The organism is Rhodococcus sp. NPDC003382 (genome assembly GCF_053589135.1).
The window spans coordinates 77,343-94,083 of record NZ_JBSFRH010000026.1 but is presented as its reverse complement, the minus strand read 5'-3'; the positions used below and the strand labels follow the sequence as shown (position 1 = coordinate 94,083).

15 protein-coding genes are annotated in these 16,741 nt (G+C 67.9%); 6 read left to right on the top strand and 9 right to left on the bottom strand.

The genetic code is table 11. The features are described from left to right. Window positions 1-150 precede the first annotated feature (150 nt). Window positions 151-1,326 carry an acid phosphatase gene (locus ACWDUD_RS18450; protein WP_450110216.1) on the bottom strand — a complete coding sequence of 392 codons (1,176 nt, stop codon included), beginning with the start codon at window positions 1,324-1,326 and terminating at the stop codon, window positions 151-153. 187 nt (window positions 1,327-1,513) lie between these two features. Here ACWDUD_RS18450 and ACWDUD_RS18445 point away from each other — a divergent pair, with 187 nt between their 5' ends. From ACWDUD_RS18445 to ACWDUD_RS18420, 6 genes are all read left to right on the top strand, one after another. Beyond that, the gene (locus ACWDUD_RS18445) at window positions 1,514-1,930 is read left to right on the top strand and encodes a Zn-ribbon domain-containing OB-fold protein (RefSeq protein ID WP_450110215.1); all 417 of its coding nucleotides are present in this window, start codon (window positions 1,514-1,516) and stop codon (window positions 1,928-1,930) included. Between the two features lie 19 nt (window positions 1,931-1,949). Beyond that, window positions 1,950-3,095: a thiolase family protein gene (locus ACWDUD_RS18440; protein ID WP_450110214.1), complete on the top strand. Its 1,146-nt coding sequence runs from the start codon at window positions 1,950-1,952 to the stop codon at window positions 3,093-3,095. 216 nt (window positions 3,096-3,311) lie between these two features. Then, window positions 3,312-4,655, top strand: a complete 1,344-nt coding sequence (locus ACWDUD_RS18435) for an LLM class flavin-dependent oxidoreductase (RefSeq protein WP_450110213.1) — start codon at window positions 3,312-3,314, stop codon at window positions 4,653-4,655. A 178-nt stretch (window positions 4,656-4,833) separates the two neighbouring features. Further along, complete coding sequence (locus ACWDUD_RS18430) at window positions 4,834-5,715, top strand: ABC transporter permease (RefSeq protein ID WP_450110212.1); 882 nt, start codon at window positions 4,834-4,836, stop codon at window positions 5,713-5,715. Continuing rightward, window positions 5,712-6,764 (top strand): taurine ABC transporter substrate-binding protein, encoded by a 1,053-nt coding sequence (locus tag ACWDUD_RS18425; RefSeq protein ID WP_450110211.1) that lies wholly within the window; start codon window positions 5,712-5,714, stop codon window positions 6,762-6,764. Before ACWDUD_RS18430 ends, ACWDUD_RS18425 begins: the two co-directional genes overlap by 4 nt. Further along, the gene (locus tag ACWDUD_RS18420) at window positions 6,761-7,558 is read left to right on the top strand and encodes an ABC transporter ATP-binding protein (RefSeq protein WP_450110210.1); all 798 of its coding nucleotides are present in this window, start codon (window positions 6,761-6,763) and stop codon (window positions 7,556-7,558) included. The genes ACWDUD_RS18425 and ACWDUD_RS18420 overlap by 4 nt, the downstream gene beginning before the upstream one ends. A gap of 3 nt (window positions 7,559-7,561) precedes the next feature. Here ACWDUD_RS18420 and ACWDUD_RS18415 read toward each other — a convergent pair whose 3' ends face one another. The 8 genes from ACWDUD_RS18415 to ACWDUD_RS18380 all read right to left on the bottom strand — a co-directional run bounded on the left by ACWDUD_RS18415 (window position 7,562) and on the right by ACWDUD_RS18380 (window position 16,701). Beyond that, window positions 7,562-8,707 carry an LLM class flavin-dependent oxidoreductase gene (locus tag ACWDUD_RS18415; protein WP_450110209.1) on the bottom strand — a complete coding sequence of 382 codons (1,146 nt, stop codon included), beginning with the start codon at window positions 8,705-8,707 and terminating at the stop codon, window positions 7,562-7,564. A gap of 263 nt (window positions 8,708-8,970) precedes the next feature. Next, entirely contained in the window at window positions 8,971-10,206 is a 1,236-nt protein-coding gene (locus ACWDUD_RS18410; RefSeq protein ID WP_450110208.1) for an acyl-CoA dehydrogenase family protein, read from the bottom strand. Window positions 10,207-10,262: 56 nt separating this feature from the next. Next, window positions 10,263-11,192 carry a MetQ/NlpA family ABC transporter substrate-binding protein gene (locus ACWDUD_RS18405; RefSeq protein WP_197250776.1) on the bottom strand — a complete coding sequence of 310 codons (930 nt, stop codon included), beginning with the start codon at window positions 11,190-11,192 and terminating at the stop codon, window positions 10,263-10,265. Between the two features lie 9 nt (window positions 11,193-11,201). Continuing rightward, window positions 11,202-12,809 carry a copper resistance CopC/CopD family protein gene (locus tag ACWDUD_RS18400; RefSeq protein ID WP_450110207.1) on the bottom strand — a complete coding sequence of 536 codons (1,608 nt, stop codon included), beginning with the start codon at window positions 12,807-12,809 and terminating at the stop codon, window positions 11,202-11,204. Between the two features lie 7 nt (window positions 12,810-12,816). Next, window positions 12,817-13,545, bottom strand: coding sequence for a YcnI family copper-binding membrane protein (locus ACWDUD_RS18395; RefSeq protein WP_450110206.1), 729 nt, complete (start codon window positions 13,543-13,545; stop codon window positions 12,817-12,819). Next, window positions 13,535-14,929: a SidA/IucD/PvdA family monooxygenase gene (locus tag ACWDUD_RS18390; protein ID WP_197250773.1), complete on the bottom strand. Its 1,395-nt coding sequence runs from the start codon at window positions 14,927-14,929 to the stop codon at window positions 13,535-13,537. Before ACWDUD_RS18390 ends, ACWDUD_RS18395 begins: the two co-directional genes overlap by 11 nt. Before the next feature lie 85 nt (window positions 14,930-15,014). Further along, complete coding sequence (locus ACWDUD_RS18385) at window positions 15,015-15,866, bottom strand: ABC transporter permease (RefSeq protein ID WP_197250772.1); 852 nt, start codon at window positions 15,864-15,866, stop codon at window positions 15,015-15,017. Continuing rightward, window positions 15,856-16,701 (bottom strand): ABC transporter ATP-binding protein, encoded by an 846-nt coding sequence (locus tag ACWDUD_RS18380; RefSeq protein ID WP_197250771.1) that lies wholly within the window; start codon window positions 16,699-16,701, stop codon window positions 15,856-15,858. Before ACWDUD_RS18380 ends, ACWDUD_RS18385 begins: the two co-directional genes overlap by 11 nt. Window positions 16,702-16,741 lie beyond the last annotated feature (40 nt).

Genomic DNA, 16,741 nt, shown 5'->3' with positions numbered 1-16,741 from the left:
ATTCGTCGCTACATCATCTGGCGGAACAAGCACGCAGTCGACGAGAAACTACGCGAGATCGTCGACAGGGCAAACGTTGCGTGATGCGGCACTAGAGCCGTGGCTCGGTGCCGCTGAAGCGTTGAAATCCCTGTGATCGGAACGATGGGATCAGTTCCCGGCGACCGCCTCGTGAGCGGCGACGAGATCGATCCGGAGCCAGCCGCCCTCGGGGCCGGTCCGGTCCAGCGGGTAGCCGGCGGGAATCGCCGTCCGCCGCAGCACATCCAGGCGCTGCTCGTCGGTCAGGCCCGGTGCGGCCGCACGCAGCAGGACCGCGGCCTCGGCGGGAATGTCGTTCGCAGCGTCCGGATGGATCCGCTCGAACCCGTAGGTGAGCCGCTCGCGGTATTCGGCGCGGGCCGTGGCCGCTGGCCGGTACGGGGTGTCGGAGGCGATGTAGTCCCGCAGCGGCCTCCCGGCGACGGTCTCGAGCACGGCCCGCAGTTCCGCGCCCGCTTCGCCGACGAGCCGCGCGAACGCCGGGTCGCCGAGCCGGTCCGCCGCGGCCGCCTGGCCCATGATGCGGCCACCCATCACGTCGAGCGGGTAGTGCACGCCGAGCACGATGCGCCCGTTGCCGATCTCGGAGGCGCGGGTGAGGATCTGCGGCGCCAGTTCGGGCAGCATGCCGGCGAGCAGGATGCCCTTCCAGTACCCCTGCGACGCGTGCCCGGAGGGGTACGAGTCGGTGCCGTACACCTCGGCGAACGGGTCGGCGCCGCCGCTGACACCGTCGCCGCGATAGGCGACGATGCGTTCGGGCACCACCTCGAAGGGCCGCGGATTGCTCCAGTGGTTCTTCTCGAGGAGCGTCGAGTTCGCGATGCCGCCGGCGCGGGCGATGTCCCCGGCCAGCAGGGCCGCGACCTTCGGCAGCCGATGCTCGGCGAGCGCGGTGCGGAAGACGGCACCGAGTCCGTCGCCGAGGCCGTCGGACAGCGAGAGCAGGCGGTCGTGGTTGTCGTCGAACAGGGCGCGCTGCTGTTCGACCGGGGTCGCGGCGTTGTTGATCTCCACGCCGAGGTCGAGGTTGCGTTGCAGCAGGTCGGGACGCGTATCGCGGATCTCGGTGAAGCCGTCGAGGACGCCGATGTACGTGCCGCGCGCGGGAACGTCCGACAGGTAGGGCCCGATCAGTTCCGGCAGGGTGAACGCCTCGGCGACCGGGGCTGCGGGCACGAGGGGCTCTGCGTCGGCGAACGACACGGACGCCGTCAGTGACACGGACGCCAGGGTCGTCGCGAGGGCCACCGCCATCGTACCGGCCAACCTGCGGTACTCCATGAACCCTCCTGCATCTGTACGGGCGTCCGTGAAGTCAATCCCGAACCAGGTCCGGCAGGCAACCGTGGGTCTCACGCCGTTCGCCGAGGAGCAGCGCCCACACGAGCGGCAATGTTTTTACTGTATGGCTTACCGTATATTCGTCGACATTCGGTTCGCCGTGCCGCCGACACGAAGGAGAAGCCCGATGCCCCGAGCCCTGGCACCTGAGATCTCCACGTGGCCCGACCCCGACCCGCAGCTCCTCGGCAGCCGTTGCCGGGACTGCGAGGCGGTCGCATTTCCGGCGCACCGGCGGTGCCCGCGGTGCAGTTCGCGCAACGTCGCCGAGACCACGTTGCCGCGGCGCGGAACCCTCGTGTCGTGGACGACGCAGGGCTTTCTTCCCGGCCCTCCCTACGCCGGGCGCGAGACGGCCGCGACGTTCACCCCGTTCGGCGTCGGACTGGTCCAGCTCGACGACGTCGTCCGCATCGAGGGGCGGCTCACCGAGAACGACCCGAGCAAGCTGCATTTCGGCATGGAGGTGGAGTTGACCATGGTGCCCATCGCCGTCGACGACGACGGCACCGAAACCGTCACGTTCGCGTTCCGCGCGGTCTGAGCGACTGAGGAGAGTCGAAGTGAACGATGTCGCCATCATCGGGGTGGGACTGCACCCGTTCGGCCGGTTCGACGGCAAGAGCGCGATGGACATGGGCGCGGACGCTGTGCAGGCCGCGCTCGACGATGCGGGACTGCAGTGGAAGGACATGCAGTTCGCCGTCGGGGGTAGCTGGGAGATCGCGAACCCCGACGCGATCGTCGGAACGCTGGGTCTGACCGGGTTGCCGTTCACGAACGTGTTCAACGCGTGCGCGACCGCGGCGAGCGCCACCCAGGTGTGTGCCGATTCGATCCGGGTCGGCCGCTTCGACATCGGTATCGCGATCGGGATGGACAAGCATCCGCGCGGGGCGTTCACCGTCGACCCCACTCTGGTCGGGATGCCGAGGTGGTACGGGGAGAACGGCCAGTACCTCACCACCCAGTTCTTCGGGATGAAGGCCAACAAGTACCTGCACGACCACGGCATCTCGCAGCGCACCCTCGCGAAGGTCGCGGCGAAGAACTACCGCAACGGGGCCTTGAATCCGAATGCGTTTCGCCGCAAGCCCATCGACGAGGACACGATCCTCGACTCCCCGGTGCTGAACTACCCGCTGACGCACTACATGTTCTGCGCGCCCGACGAAGGCGCCGCCGCCGTCGTCATGTGCCGGGCGGATATGGCGCACCGCTTCACCCGCACCCCCGTCTACGTGCGGGCGGTCGAGATCCGCACGCGGCGATACGGGGCCTACGAGGTGAACACGACGTTCGCGCCCGTCGACGAGGACGCCTCACCCACCGTCTACGCGTCGCGTGCGGCGTTCGAGGCGGCCGGGATCGCACCCGAGGAGGTCGACGTCGTGCAACTGCAGGACACCGACGCCGGCGCCGAGGTCATCCACATGGCCGAGGCCGGGTTCTGCGCCGACGGCGACCAGGAGAAACTGATCGCCGAGGGCCACACGGAGATCGGCGGCCGGCTTCCCGTCAACACCGACGGTGGCCTCATCGCCAACGGCGAACCGATCGGCGCGTCCGGGCTTCGGCAGGTCCACGAGTTGGTACGGCAACTGCGTGGCGAGGCGGGTGACCGGCAGATCTCAGGTACTCCCCGCGTCGGCTTCGCACAGCTCTACGGAGCCCCCGGCACCGCCGCGGCCACCATCCTCACCACCTGACCCGTCCCCCGTGCCCGTGCGTGGTTTTGGTAGTTGCCGCTACCAAAACCACGCACGGGCACCAACATTCGTTCAGGGACGAGGACGCAATCCTCGACTCGCCGATGCTGAACTACCCCTCCCTGGAATCACGTCGAGCAGAAGTATTGGGTCGGCGTCCGAACCCTGCTGAACTGCCGGTGATTTGTGCCGACAGTATTTCGGAGGGTGTTCGCTATGGCTTCTCGATTGCATCTCAACGTGTTCGTTCCCGCGACCGGCCACCACGAAGCGTCGTGGCGACTGCCGGGTACCACCCCCGAACGCGTCGACGACGTGCACTACTACCGCGAGATCGCACAGACGGCCGAGCGCGGACGGTTCGATTCGATCTTCCTGGCGGACGTCCCGGCGGTCGGACGGCACGCCGACCGCGTCGCGCAGAGCAGTTTCGAGCCGCTGACCTTGCTGTCCGCGTTGGCGTTGGTCACCGAGCACATCGGTCTCATCGGAACCGCGTCCACCACGTACACGGAGCCCTACAACCTGGCCCGCCAGTTCTCGTCGCTGGACCACATCAGCGGCGGACGTGCGGGATGGAACATCGTCACCTCGTGGTCCTCCGCGGCCGCGCACAACTTCGGGTTCGACGGCCGGCTCGGCCACACCGACCGCTACGAACGCGCTACCGAATACCTCGAGGTTGCCACTGCCCTGTGGGACAGCTGGGAGGACGACGCCGTCGTCGTCGATCGCGAGCGCGGCATCTACGCCGACGCGGACAGGGTGCACCGGATCGACCACGCCGGACCACACTTCCGGGTTCGCGGGCCCCTCAATGCGGCGCGCTCACCGCAGGGGCACCCGGTACTCGTCCAGGCAGGCTCGTCCGTGGAGGGCCGCGCGTTCGCCGCGCGCTTCGCCGAGGCGATCTTCACCGCGCAGGTCGACCTCGGCGACGCGCAGGACTTCTACCGTGACGTGAAGGCCCAGGCGGCGGCGTTCGGCCGCGACCCCGACACCGTCAAGATCCTTCCCGGCCTGTCTCCCATCATCGGTTCCACCGAGGCGGAGGCACGGCGCATCGAGCAGGACCTGACGGATCTGTCGATACCCGAGGTCGGGTTGGCGCACCTGTCGTCCCGATTCGACGACGTCGACCTGTCCGGGTTCCCCCTGGACGGTCCGGTTCCGCTGCACGCGCTGCCCCACCCCGAGGACGTGCAGGGCGCGCAGAGCCGTTCGCGGGTCATCTTCGACATGGTCGAACGCGAACCCGGCCTGACCCTGCGCGGATTGCTGCATCGCCTCGCCGGCGCCCGCGGGCACGGCACGATCGTGGGCACCCCGGAGCAGGTCGCGGATCGGATCGTCACCTGGTTCGAGGCCGGTGCCGCCGACGGTTTCAACATCATGCCGCCCTATCTGCCCGGCAGCTTCGACGCGTTCGTCGACCACGTCGTGCCGATCCTGCAGAGCCGCGGTGTGTTCCGCACCGAATACGAGGGCACGACGCTGCGCGACCACTACGCCCTGCCCCGCCCGGCCGCCCGACGCTCATCCCCCGTCCCCGTCTCCTAGCCCCCGCGCCCCGTGCGTGGTTTCGGTAGTTGCCGCTACCGAAACCACGCACGAGGCAAGGGTTTCGATCACGACGATCCGAACCCTGTACGCGGGCGTCACCTCGGCCCATGATCACCACTCTGAGAATCGAAAGCTGTTTTGGGCCCGGTAATTCCGGCCAGGAGGTGCCGGAACCGTGAACGCCCCCGTCGACACCCGCGACGACCCGACCATCGCGGTCACCGCCACGCCGGCGACCCCGCGACCGGGCAACCCGTTCCTCCGCCGCGTCGCAGGCCGTCTCGTCGCACTGGGCGCGTTCCTGCTGCTCTGGTGGGCGGTGACCGCTGCCGGCCTGATCGAACCGCTGTTCCTGCCGTCGCCGGGCGCGGTGTGGGACGCGTTCGTGCTGGCCAACACCTGGCATCCGGTCGCACCGGGTGTCGACCGGCTCGTGCAGGGCGCCCAGGGCTATTTCCTGTGGGAACACCTGCTGGCCAGTTGCCAGCGGATCGCCGCCGGTGTCGGTGCCGCCATCGTCGTCGGCCCGCTCCTCGGCTTCGCGATGGGCATGTGGCGACCGCTCAACACCCTCGTCGAGCCGTATCTGAACTTCCTGCGGGCCCTCCCCCCGCTCGGCTACATCGGCCTGCTCATCGTGTGGTTCGGCATCGGCGACACCTCGAAGATCTGGCTGCTGTTCCTCGCCGCGTTCCCAGCGATCACCATCGCCACGATCAACGGCGTGCATTCGGTGCCCCGCGACCACATCGACGCCGTGCGCTCACTCGGCGCCAACCGCCGCCAGGTGCTCACCGAAGTCGTCCTGCCCTCCACCGCACCCGAAGTGCTCACCGGCATCCGCATCGCCGTGGGTTTTGCGTGGACGACGGTCGTCGCGGCCGAACTCAACAACGGCATCCCCGGCATCGGCGGATTGGCGTATCTGTCCGGCACACAACTCGATACACCGCTGACGATCGCGTGCATCGTTGTCGTCGGGATCACCGCCCTCGTGCTGGACGCAGTCATCAAATGGATCGGCGTCCTCGCCGTGCCCTGGAAGGGAAAATCATGAAGCGCACACTCGTTGCCGTCACCGCGCTGGCAACGGCCACGCTCGTCGCCGGCTGCGTGTCCTCCGACCGCAGCAGTTCCCCCGACGGTTCCGCCGCAGCGAGCGCCTGCCCGTTCGAGGTCGACGAATCGATCACCACCACCGCCCGGATCGCCTACCAGGACATCCCGAACGGTGATCTCCTCGTGAAGGATTCGGGCATCCTCGAGGCGTGCCTGCCCAACGCCGAGATCACGTGGAGCCGGTTCGCGTCGGGTGGCGACGTGGTGCAGGCCTTCGGTTCCGGCAGCGCCGACCTCGGCCTGCTCGGTTCCAGCCCCGCGACGAAGGCGCTGTCGGCGCCGCTGAACATCGACGTACAGGTCGTCTGGATCCACGACGTCATCGGCGCAGCCGAGTCCCTCGTGGTGCGCGATCCGGCGATCACGTCGGTCGAACAGCTCGCGGGCAAGACGATCGCGACGCCGTTCGCCTCGACCGCGCACTACAGCCTGCTCGCCGCACTGGACCGCGCCGGCATCACCGACCAGGTCACCCTCGTCAACCTGGCACCCGACGCGACGGTCGCGGCGTGGCAGAGCGGCGAGATCGACGGCACCTGGATCTGGGAGCCGACCCTGTCCGAACTCACCGACGGCCACGTGCTGCTCACCAGCGCCGACACCGCCGCCGCCGGCGTGCCGACCTTCGACCTCGCCGGCGCGACCCGCGCATTCGTCGACGCCAACCCGGAGTTCGTCGCGGTGTGGACGCGGGCCCAGGACTGGGCCGTCGAACAGCTCCTCACCGACCCCGACGAGGCATCGGTCGCGCTCGCGGTCCAGCTGGGCATCTCACCGGAGGAGGTGCGCCCGCAGCTCGACGGGCTGACCTACCTGCGGGCGTCGGATCAGGCGTCGGACGAATACCTCGGCGCCGCATTCGCCGACAATCTGCTCTCCACCGCACAGTTCCTGCTCGAACAGGGCCAGATCACCGCGGTCAGCGACCCCGAGGTGTACCGGAACGGCATCTACGTCGACGCGGCACGCAAGGTCGCACAGCCGTGACCGGCGTCCGGACGGGAACCGACCGGGTCACCTTCACCGGGGTCTCGAAGTCGTACGGCACCGGTCCGTCGGCGGTGCCCGCGGTGAGCACCGTCGATCTGACCGTCGAGGCGGGCGAGTTCGTGTGCCTGGTCGGCCCGTCCGGATGCGGCAAGACCACCCTGCTGCAGATGCTCGCGGGATTCGAATCCCCCACCACCGGCACCGTCGACATCGGCGGTGTCCCGGTGACGGGCCCCGGTTCCGAACGCGGGGTGGTCTTCCAGAAACCCAACCTGTTCCCGTGGAAGTCGGTGCGCGCCAACGTCGAACTCGGACCGAAGCTGCGCGGTATCCCCCGGGCCGAGCGCCGCGCGCGAGCCGACCGGATCCTCGCGACCGTGGGCCTGTCCGAGTTCGGGGATCGGCGCACGTACGAACTGTCCGGCGGCATGCAGCAGCGCGCGCAGATCGCGCGGGTGCTGGTGAACGAACCGCGAATCATCCTGATGGACGAGCCCTTCGGTGCGCTCGATGCCCTGACCCGCGAGAAGCTCCAGACCGAACTGCTCGCGATCCGGAACGCCGAGCACCGCACGGTCCTGTTCGTCACCCACAGTGTCGACGAGGCCGTCTTCCTCGGCACCCGGGTACTCGTGATGAGCGCGCGACCCGGCCGCATCGTCGAGGACGTCAGGATCTCGTTGCCCGGCGACGAGGACGACGCACCGCGATCACCGTCGGTGCGCACGACCCCCGAGTTCGCCGCCTACAAGGAGCGGATCGCGAGCGAGATCTACCGCGCCCACGCCTGACCGTCAGTGCACCAGTGAAAGTCCCTGCGCCGCAGCAGGATGCTTCCACAGTCCACGGCGCGCCAGCAACGGCAGGACACCCTCACCGAACCAGTACGCCTCCTCGAGGTGCGGGACACCCGAGAGCACGAATTCGTCGATGCCGGCGGCGTGATACTCCTCGATCAGCGCGGCGACCTCCTCGTGACTACCGACGAGCGAGGTTCCCGCGCCGCCGCGCACGAGTCCGACCGCACTCCACAGACCCGGGTGGATCTCGAGGGAGCGGGCGTTCCCGTCGTGGCGGGTCGCGCTGCCGTGCAGTTCCCGCATCAAGCGCTGGCCCTCGGACTCGCTCGCCGCCAAACCGGCTTGGGCGAGCGCGATCTCGTCCGGATCCATGTCGTCCAGGAGCCGCTGTGCCTGCGCCCACGCCTCTTCGGACGTGTCACGGCTGATCACGTGCAGCCGGACTCCGAATCGCAGGGACCGGCCGAACACGGCAGCCTCGGACTTCACCCTCTCGATCTTCCGCGCGACCGCGGCCGGCGGCTCGCCCCACGTGAGGTACACGTCCGCGTGCCGGCCCGCCACCGGGAGCGCCGCGGGCGACGACCCGCCGAAGTACACCGTGGGCGCCGGATCGGGCGTCCGGTCCAGGCGCGCACCTTCGACGTGGATGTGCTCACCGTCGAGCGACACCAGGTCGCCGCGCCACAGTCCGCGCAGGACGGTGAGGAATTCGTCGGTGCGCCGGTAGCGCTCGTCCTTGCTCAGGAAATCCCCGTACGCGCGCTGTTCGCTGCTCTCGCCACCGGTGACGATGTTGATCAGCAGACGTCCGTTCGAATGATCCTGGTAGGCAGTGGCCATCTGCGCGGCCAGTGTGGGCGAGAGTGCGTCGGGACGGAAAGCGACGAGGAACTTCAGTCGCTGCGTCAGCGGGACCAGCATCGACGTGGTGATCCACGCATCGACGCACTGCAGGCCGGTCGGGGTCAGCGCAGCCTCGAATCCGAGTTGCTCGGCCGACCTCGCGACCTGGCCGAGATAGTCGAGGGTGGCCGGCCGGTCGGCGGCCGAAACGCGCAGGTCGGCGCCGTGACCGCCACCGACGATCGAGCGGCTGTCGCCGGAAGTGGGCAGGAACCAGTGGAACGACAAGGACATGACGAGACCTTCGAAGTGAGGGAACGTGGACCGGTGCGGGTCAGCGACGACAGCGAAGCGCAGAGACCCGGCACAGATCCACGTACAGACGCCAGCTGTGCCACACGGGACGCAGCACGCGGGGCTGCGGGTCACCGATGGGCGTCACGGCACTACTCCTGCACTCGTGCATATTCGGGCGTCGACAGGCTACCGCACGAGTGCGGAATTCGACACGGGCGTTCCGGCCGGGACGCACGGCTGCCGTGCGTCCCGGCGACCGGTCAGAAGAACGCGCCCGTCGGCAACGGCTCACCCGTCAGTTCGTGGGCCCCGATGGCCTTTGCCTTGTAGGTGCGCGGGTTGTGTGCTGCCAGGGTACGGATGTTGCGCCAGTGCCGGTCGAGGTGCGAGCTTCGCCGGGCTGCGGTGCCACCGCCGACATCGAACAGGTCACCGGCAGCCCGCAGGGCGATCTCGTCCACCACGACCTTGGCCTTCGCTGCACGGACCGCGGCTCGCAGCGAAAGTTCCTGTTCCTCGTCGGTGCCGTGTGCGGCGTATGCCTCGGACAGGGCTTCGGCGGCCGCGACGACCAGCGCCTCGGCGGCGAACGCCTGGCTGGCGAGCACACCGACGGTCTGCTGCAGGATCGGATCCTCGACGGGGCTGTCCGCAGCGGCGTGATAGAACGTGCGCTGCTTGGTCCGGACGAGGTCGGCGGCGTCGCGGGTGACCCGCCGCAGGATCCCGGCGATCACAGCGGTGAGGTACAGCTGCGGGAACGTGGCCGAGTACGGCAGATCTCCGTAGTACGTCCTGGTGCCGAGGAAGTCTTCCCGGTCCACGGCGACGTTCTCGAACCGGGTGGTGCCGCTGCCGGTGAACTGCTGTCCGATGCCGTCCCAGTCCCGTTCCAGGACGACGCCCTCGCGGTCGGCGGGAACCACCACACGGATCGGTTCATCCTCGGGTCCGTGCGCTGCGACGACGAGATAGTTCGCGTAGAGGTTACCCGTGCTGTAGAACTTGGTGCCGTTCAACCGAAGCCCGTCCGGTGTCTCGGTCACCGCGGTTTCGAAATCCTGGTTGCGCCGGCCGGCGTGCTTGCGGCTCAGCTCCGTCGACGCCAGGCCGAACAGCTTTCCGGCCCGGACCTCTTCGAGCCAGCGCCCGTCCGGCCCGTCTGCCCGGCGCAGCGTGCTCTCGACGAAGTTCAGGTGGTTGCGGAGGCTGTGCGCCACGTTCGGATCCACCTCGCCGAGAGCGATGACCGTCCGGAAGAGTTCGACGAGCGTGGCCCCGCCGCCGCCCTGGTCTGCCGGGAGCCGGAGTGCGCCGAGCCGTGACTGCCGGATCACCTCGAATTCCTCGAACGGGTGCCGGTGGGCGTCGTCGCGGTCGACGACCTCGGCGTCGATGTAGGCGAGAAGTTCGTCGAGTTCGCGCGATCCGGCCGTCACGGGGTGTTCGAAGGTCGGTGCCGGGCGGGTTTCCACAGGATCGAGGGTGCTCGTCATTTCGGTTTCTCCTTGAGGTTGTTCGGGTGGATGTTCTTGTATACAAATCGATTCGGCTACTTGTCCCGGGGAACGTGTACGGAGACGTACGCTCCTCGGTACTTCTGTTCGAGGTAGTCGGCCACCTCCTCACCTTCCAGCGCACGGCCGAGTGCCGATACTCTCGGGTCGCCGGCGAGCCGGGACGGCGCGACGAGTACGCGGGCGTATGGATTGTTCGGTCCCGGTTCCACTTTCAGCGCGTCCCGTTCCGGAATCAGACCGATCGAGGCCGCGGTTCGGGGATCGAGTACAACGGCGTCGTAGTTGCGGTAGGCATCCGCGGCGAAGTTCGCCAGGTCCAGCCGCCTGATCGACAGATGACGTTGCGATTCGAGGATGTTCGCCTCCGAGACAGCGAGATCCCGCGCGGCGAGACCGCCGAACTCCCGATCCAGTGTGATCAGATTCGACTCCTGCAGGAGGTAGAGACCGCGGGCGAATCCGGTGACGGTATCGGCCAATGCGACCGTTGCCCCGTGCGGCAGATTCGTTCCGGTGACCCTGTCCTCGACGAGTCCGGCGTTCACCCAGTCGTCGGTCTCTTCGATACCCGACCATTTCGCCGAGTACAGCGCGTAGGGCGCGACATTGACCTCGGAGACGACACTCAACGTGTCCAACGAGTTCGTCGCCCGGTCCTGCAGGAACGCGGGTTGCGTCTGGAAATACACGAGGTCCGCATGTCCTTCGGCGAGTTGCCGATTCGCGTCGTCGGTGGCGTCGACGAGTTCGATCTCGACGCCGTCCGCCAACCCGTGCGCGGACACGTGCTCCAGGACGTCGCGGTAACCCTCGTCGCCCACCAGGATCGTCAGTGCGTCCCCGCTCGCGGTACCGTCGCCGTAGGTCACGGTCACTTCGTCCGAACACCCGGACAGCACCAGCAACGCGGTGATGCTCGCGAGAATCGTTCCGCGAATGCGACCGGTATCCGATTTTCCCATGTGCGCCTCCTACAACGCCTCGTAGTAGAACGACGCCAACTTGGGCCCGCGACCACCCTCGAACCGAACGGTGACCTTCCACTGCCCCGCGACCGGAACGATGAGACCGTCACTGTCCCAGACGAGTTCACCGTCAGCGGACATCGTCGTGCGGAGCTCGACCGGCAGGCGTGCGATGTTCGCCTCGGCCGAGGAGAGTTCGACGCCGACATCCGGCATCGGCGCTCCGCCGGTCGCGCCCTCGGGTCGGTAACGAACCGTCAGTGACCGTGCGCCACGACGGACCGAGTCGATCTCGACGTCGAGGACCTCGGATGCGCCGAAGTCCAGCGCAGTGCGCACGTTCGTGGTGTAACTGTCCTTGGCCGGCACGACAGATGTCAGCACGGACGTCGCGGCGAGAATCACGATCGCGAGCGCTGCCTCGGCGACGAGGATCCGCGGGCGCCGCCGGACCGGCAGCGGTTCGGTTCCCCCGGCCGAACCGACGCTGAACCTGCGGTACGCGAGAGAGCCGGCGATCAGCGTGAGCACAGCGACCGACACCTTGACGGTCAGGGTGGATCCGTAGACGGTGGAGATCAGCGCTCCGACCGGGTCGACCTGGATGAACGCCAACAGGATCCCGGTGATCGCCACCAGGGCCACGTGCCCGGCCGCGAACCCGTGCCACCGCCGCAGCGGAGGCACCTGCTCCTGCACCAGCACGAGCAGGAGGACACCTCCGAGCCAGATCGCCCCGGCGTATACGTGCACACCTGTTCCGAGGAACGACACCGGCCAGCGCTCGGTCGAACCGCCGTGACCGCCGAGCGTGACCGCGACGATCGCGGACGCGGCCTGCAGGTATCCGGTCGCATCCGACCCACGGCCCCGGCCGGGCGGACGAATCCCGCACGCGAGACTCAGCATCACCGCGGCCGCGATCGCGATACCCAGCCGGCTGCTCGCGACTGCGGCGACGGCCGATCCGGAGATGCCGGACAGTCCGCCCGACTGTTGCGCGGCCAGCAGAACGACCCTGCCCACCAGGCCGGCAACCAGAAGCGTCGCACCGACCCGATAGACGAATCGGAACCGGCGGCCACCGAGCACGTTCGGCCACACCCAGCAGGCGACGACGAACAGGCCCGCCGACAGCGCGACCCCGAGATACGTCGCCCACTTGCTCGGAATACCGAGAAACTGTGCCGCGCCCGCATCCGCCCCGGGATCGTCGGGCACGTTCCCCAGCCCGGTGACCGACCCCACCGTGAACCGGATCGACAGCGACACCACATGCGTGTCGGCGGACAGCACACGCGCCGTCGCAAGGTAGGCACCGTCGGTGAGCCCGTCCGCGGGTACCAGCACGAGCCGACGCCCGCTGTTCTCCAGTCGCACCGCCGAGAAGGGGTGCCGCACACCGTCGTGGTCGATCAGCTGCGGCGAGCCCTCGACGACGCCGACCACCTCGTTCAGCTCGAAGGACAGCAAGGCCGGCGAAACCTCCACACGGGATCCGTCGCCCGGTGAGCTGGACACGACACTCGCGTGCGCGGAGGCCGGCGCTGCCCATACGGTCGATGCCGACACCACGAGCCATACGAGGAAGCCGAGGCATGCAGCGCGATGCATCGATCGGTCACGGCTTCGGGACATGACTCCGGCGCACCAGCACAAGCACTCCGATCGACGATCCCGCCGCGATCACCAGCGCGGCACCGGCGATCGAACGCCATAACCACAGCTGTGGCTCGGTTGCCGCCGACGCGGTGCTCGCCGGGTCCGTCGAAGCATCGACACGGTCTCCGTGTCCGTCGTGCCCGTGCCCCGCTCCTGCGGCGGCCAGCGTGACGACGGGCGCCGGGTGTTCGGGTTCGCTGTCCGCGTCGAGAGCGACCTCGTCCCACCGGACCACGGATCCGTCGCTGTATCCCTGTTCGCTGTGCAGCGCCACCGATTCGACGTCGTCCGGCCACGGTCCCGCGGAGAGGGTGAAGACACCGAACTCCGAACCCTTCAGCCCGTACGCCGGATCGCTCGTCTCCCAATCGATGCGCGTCACCCGTTCGCCGTCCGCGGTCGGCTCCCGCAGGATCGTCGCGGTCCACCCCGGAATCGGCAGTGTCCGCGCCGACACGAGGTCGACGCCGTCGGGAACGGTGATCGTCAGCCGCACCGTCGAGGCCGTGTCCGACTCGCTCGGGACGATGAGCCGCACCAGGCCGTATCCGCCCTGCGTGGGCCGGTCGCCGTCGTCGACCCGGACGTGCGCCGCAGCCGTGCCCGCGGCACCGGACAGGCCGAGACCCCCGAGCAGCGCGACAACGGTGAGGCGACCGACAAACTGCCTCGTGCGTCTACCGAACATCGTCGACCGGTCCCCCGACGGCAGCCGAGCGTGCTCGTCGCAGATCGGCGAGCACCAGATCGCGCGTGATCGCCTCCACCAGCCGCGGCACGCCGACGCGCAGGCTCGGGATGTCGCCGACCGGCCGGCCGAAGCTGACAGCCGCACCGATGCTGAAGACGTGGATGTCGCGCAGCCACGGCGCCGCACCCGGTTCGCGTTCGGTCAGCTCGTATCCGCTGCCGAGGTACGGCGCCGACGCGAGCAACTCCGATTCCAGTCCTTCGGGTGCCGGATAGGCATCCGCCCATCGCGCGACATAGGGCGCGATCGTCGACAGCTCCGGCCGGGTGGCCGGATCCTGCTGATAGCCGGTGCCGGCGATGACGAAGTCGAAGGTGCGAGTTCCGTCCGCGGCGTGGACGATCACGCGGCCGTCCTCCTCGGACGCCGACAACCACTCTGCGTCGAGGTGGAGGTAGTAGTTCTCGAACACCGCTGCCCGCTCGACGGACTCCGGAGGAACATTGGCCCCCTGCGCGGCGGTCCGCCACCGCTGACGCCACCGTTCCTCGTCGCCGAGCAGGTGGAATACGTCCTGCGCCAGCGGGTTCGGTCGTGTTCCGCCGAGCGGGGCGACAACCAGCTCCGGTCGGCGCGTGTACACGTGCACATCGCCCGCTCCGGCCTCGAGTGCGGTCGCCGCTGCATCGTATGCGGACGCCGCGGCGCCCAGGACCGCAACGGACCTGTCGCGCAGTGCGTCGAAATCGATTTCGTCCGCGGTATGTGCGAACACGCGGTCCGACAGGGCCGCCACTGCGGCGGGAATGTACGGGCCCCCGGTTCCCGAGACCCCGGTGGCCAGAACCAGTTTTCGGGTGTCCTCGGTCCAGGTGCGCTCGTCGTTCTCCAGGTGCAGACGCAGCCGTCCGTCGTCGACAGGCTCGATGTCCGTCAGCCGGACGCCGCGCCGTACCTCGATGCCGACCTGCCGGCGGAACCATTCGAGGTAGTCCGCCCAGTCCGACGTGGCGATGCGGTCGATTCCGTCGAACGCGCCTTCCCCGTGGGTCGCGTCGAACCAGACCTGGAACGTCAGGGCCGGGTTGCCCAGTTCGGGGCCCGACACCGTCTTGGGAGTGCGCAATGTGAGATTCCGTGCACGCGACTGCCACGCGAGGTCGGACTCGTCCCGGCCGGCGTCGACGACGGAGGTCCTGGCCACGCCGGCGCGGCGCAGCGCGTAGGCGATCGCCACTCCGCTCTGACCGCCGCCCACGACGACGACGTCGTGATCCGTATCGTCCAGCGGCGCGATCCAGTTCGCGTCGCCGTTACCGTAGCCGAGCAGGTGGAGCGATCGCTGCGCTGCGTCGTCGGGGTTGTCGGAGAGGTCGGTCATCGAACTGTCATCCTTCTGCTGCGTACTTCTGGTTCTTGCGTACTTCTGGTCTGTCGATTCGTCATCGGCCGACGAGCGGCCACGGTCAGCGGCTCGTGATTCCGAGTTGCCATCCGGTCACGCGCTTCTCGATTCCGGCCAGCACGAGGTTCAAGGTGACGCCGATGATGCCCAGCACCACGATCCCCGAATACATCGCAGGGATCTGGTAGCCCTCCTGCGCGGATCTGATGTAGATGCCCAGACCTTCGGTGGCACCGAGATATTCGGCGGCCACCAGCGCGGTGAAGGCGTGCGATGCGCCCAGTCTCAGACCCGGGAAAATGTTGGGGAACGCAGCGGGAAGCACGATCCGGGTGAAGATGTAGACCCGTCCCGCGCCGAGGGTCCGCGCGGCGCTGACGAGAATCTTCTCGACGCCCTTGACCGCATTCGTGGTGTTGATGAAGATCGGCCAGAACGCCGCCCAAGCGACGATCGCGATCTTGGATTCCTCACCGATCCCGAAGAAGAGCAAGAACACCGGAAACAGCGCGAGGATCGAGAGATTCCGGAAGAAGTTCAGGATCGGCTCGAACAACTTGTCGAGTGTCCGGACCGAACCCACGAGAATCCCGAGGAAGATGCCGAGGACCGTCGCGATGAGGAACCCGGCGAGTCCGCGGCGCAGACTCGGCAGCACCTGCCGGCCGAGCTTGCCGTCCGCGGAGAACCCGTCGACCAATGCGGTGACGATGTTCTGGGGCGGCGTGAGGAACTTCGGATCCAGCAGTCCGGTCGTGTTGGCGAACCACCACACGAACAGGAACAGTGCGACTCCGACCGTCCCGTACACGTACTTGTCGTAATCGGCGGCCCACTCGCTCCACGAACGGGACGGCTTCTCCGGCTGCGCCTCGGTGCGTTCGTCGGTTCGTGGACGCGTCTCAACGGTCACCAATGTGGGCCTCCTCCTTGAGGATCTGCGCGACCTGGGCACGGATCCGGCCGAACTCCGGCGCGGCGCGGGAGTCGTCGTTGCGAGGTCGCGGCAGGTCGACCTCGATCAGTGCGTTCACCTTGCCGGGACGCTTGGACATCACCGCGATCCGATCGGACAGGAAGATCGCCTCGTCGATCGAGTGCGTCACGAACAGGATGGTCTTCTTCCGAGCCCCGGACTCCCAGATCCGCAACAGTTCTCCTTGCAGGAACTCGCGGGTCTGCGCGTCCAGCGCAGCGAACGGCTCGTCCAGAACCAGAACGTCCGGGTCGTATGCGAGAGAACGCGCGATGGCCACTCGCTGGCGCATGCCACCGGAGAGCCGATGCGGGAGGTGGTCGGCAAAGCTCTCCAACCCGACGGTCGTGAGGATCCGTTCCGAGATTTCGCGCTTGCGCGCGGCCGGGACGCCGCGGATCTTCAGACCTGCTTCGACGTTCTTCCGCACGGACAACCACGGAAACAGTGCGTAATTCTGGAAGACGACACCGATGTTCTTGCTCACGCCGCGGACGGGAGCGCCGTCGAGGAGCAACTCGCCGCCCTCGAAGGTCTCCAGTCCGGCGAGGATGTTGAGAAACGTCGATTTTCCGCACCCACTCGGGCCCAGCAGGGAAAGGAATTCGCCTTCCCGTATCTCGAGGTCGAAGTCGTCGAGGACTTCGGTGACGCCGTTGCCGGCGCCCTTGCCGACATTCTTGAACTCCTTGTGCAGGTTCCTGGCCGAAATCTTGACCGGCCGGGCCGCATCGGGAACAACAGCAGGGTGATCGACGACCGATCGGGTCATGACCGCTGCCTCCTCATCGTTTGGTTGCCTTCGTTCGTCA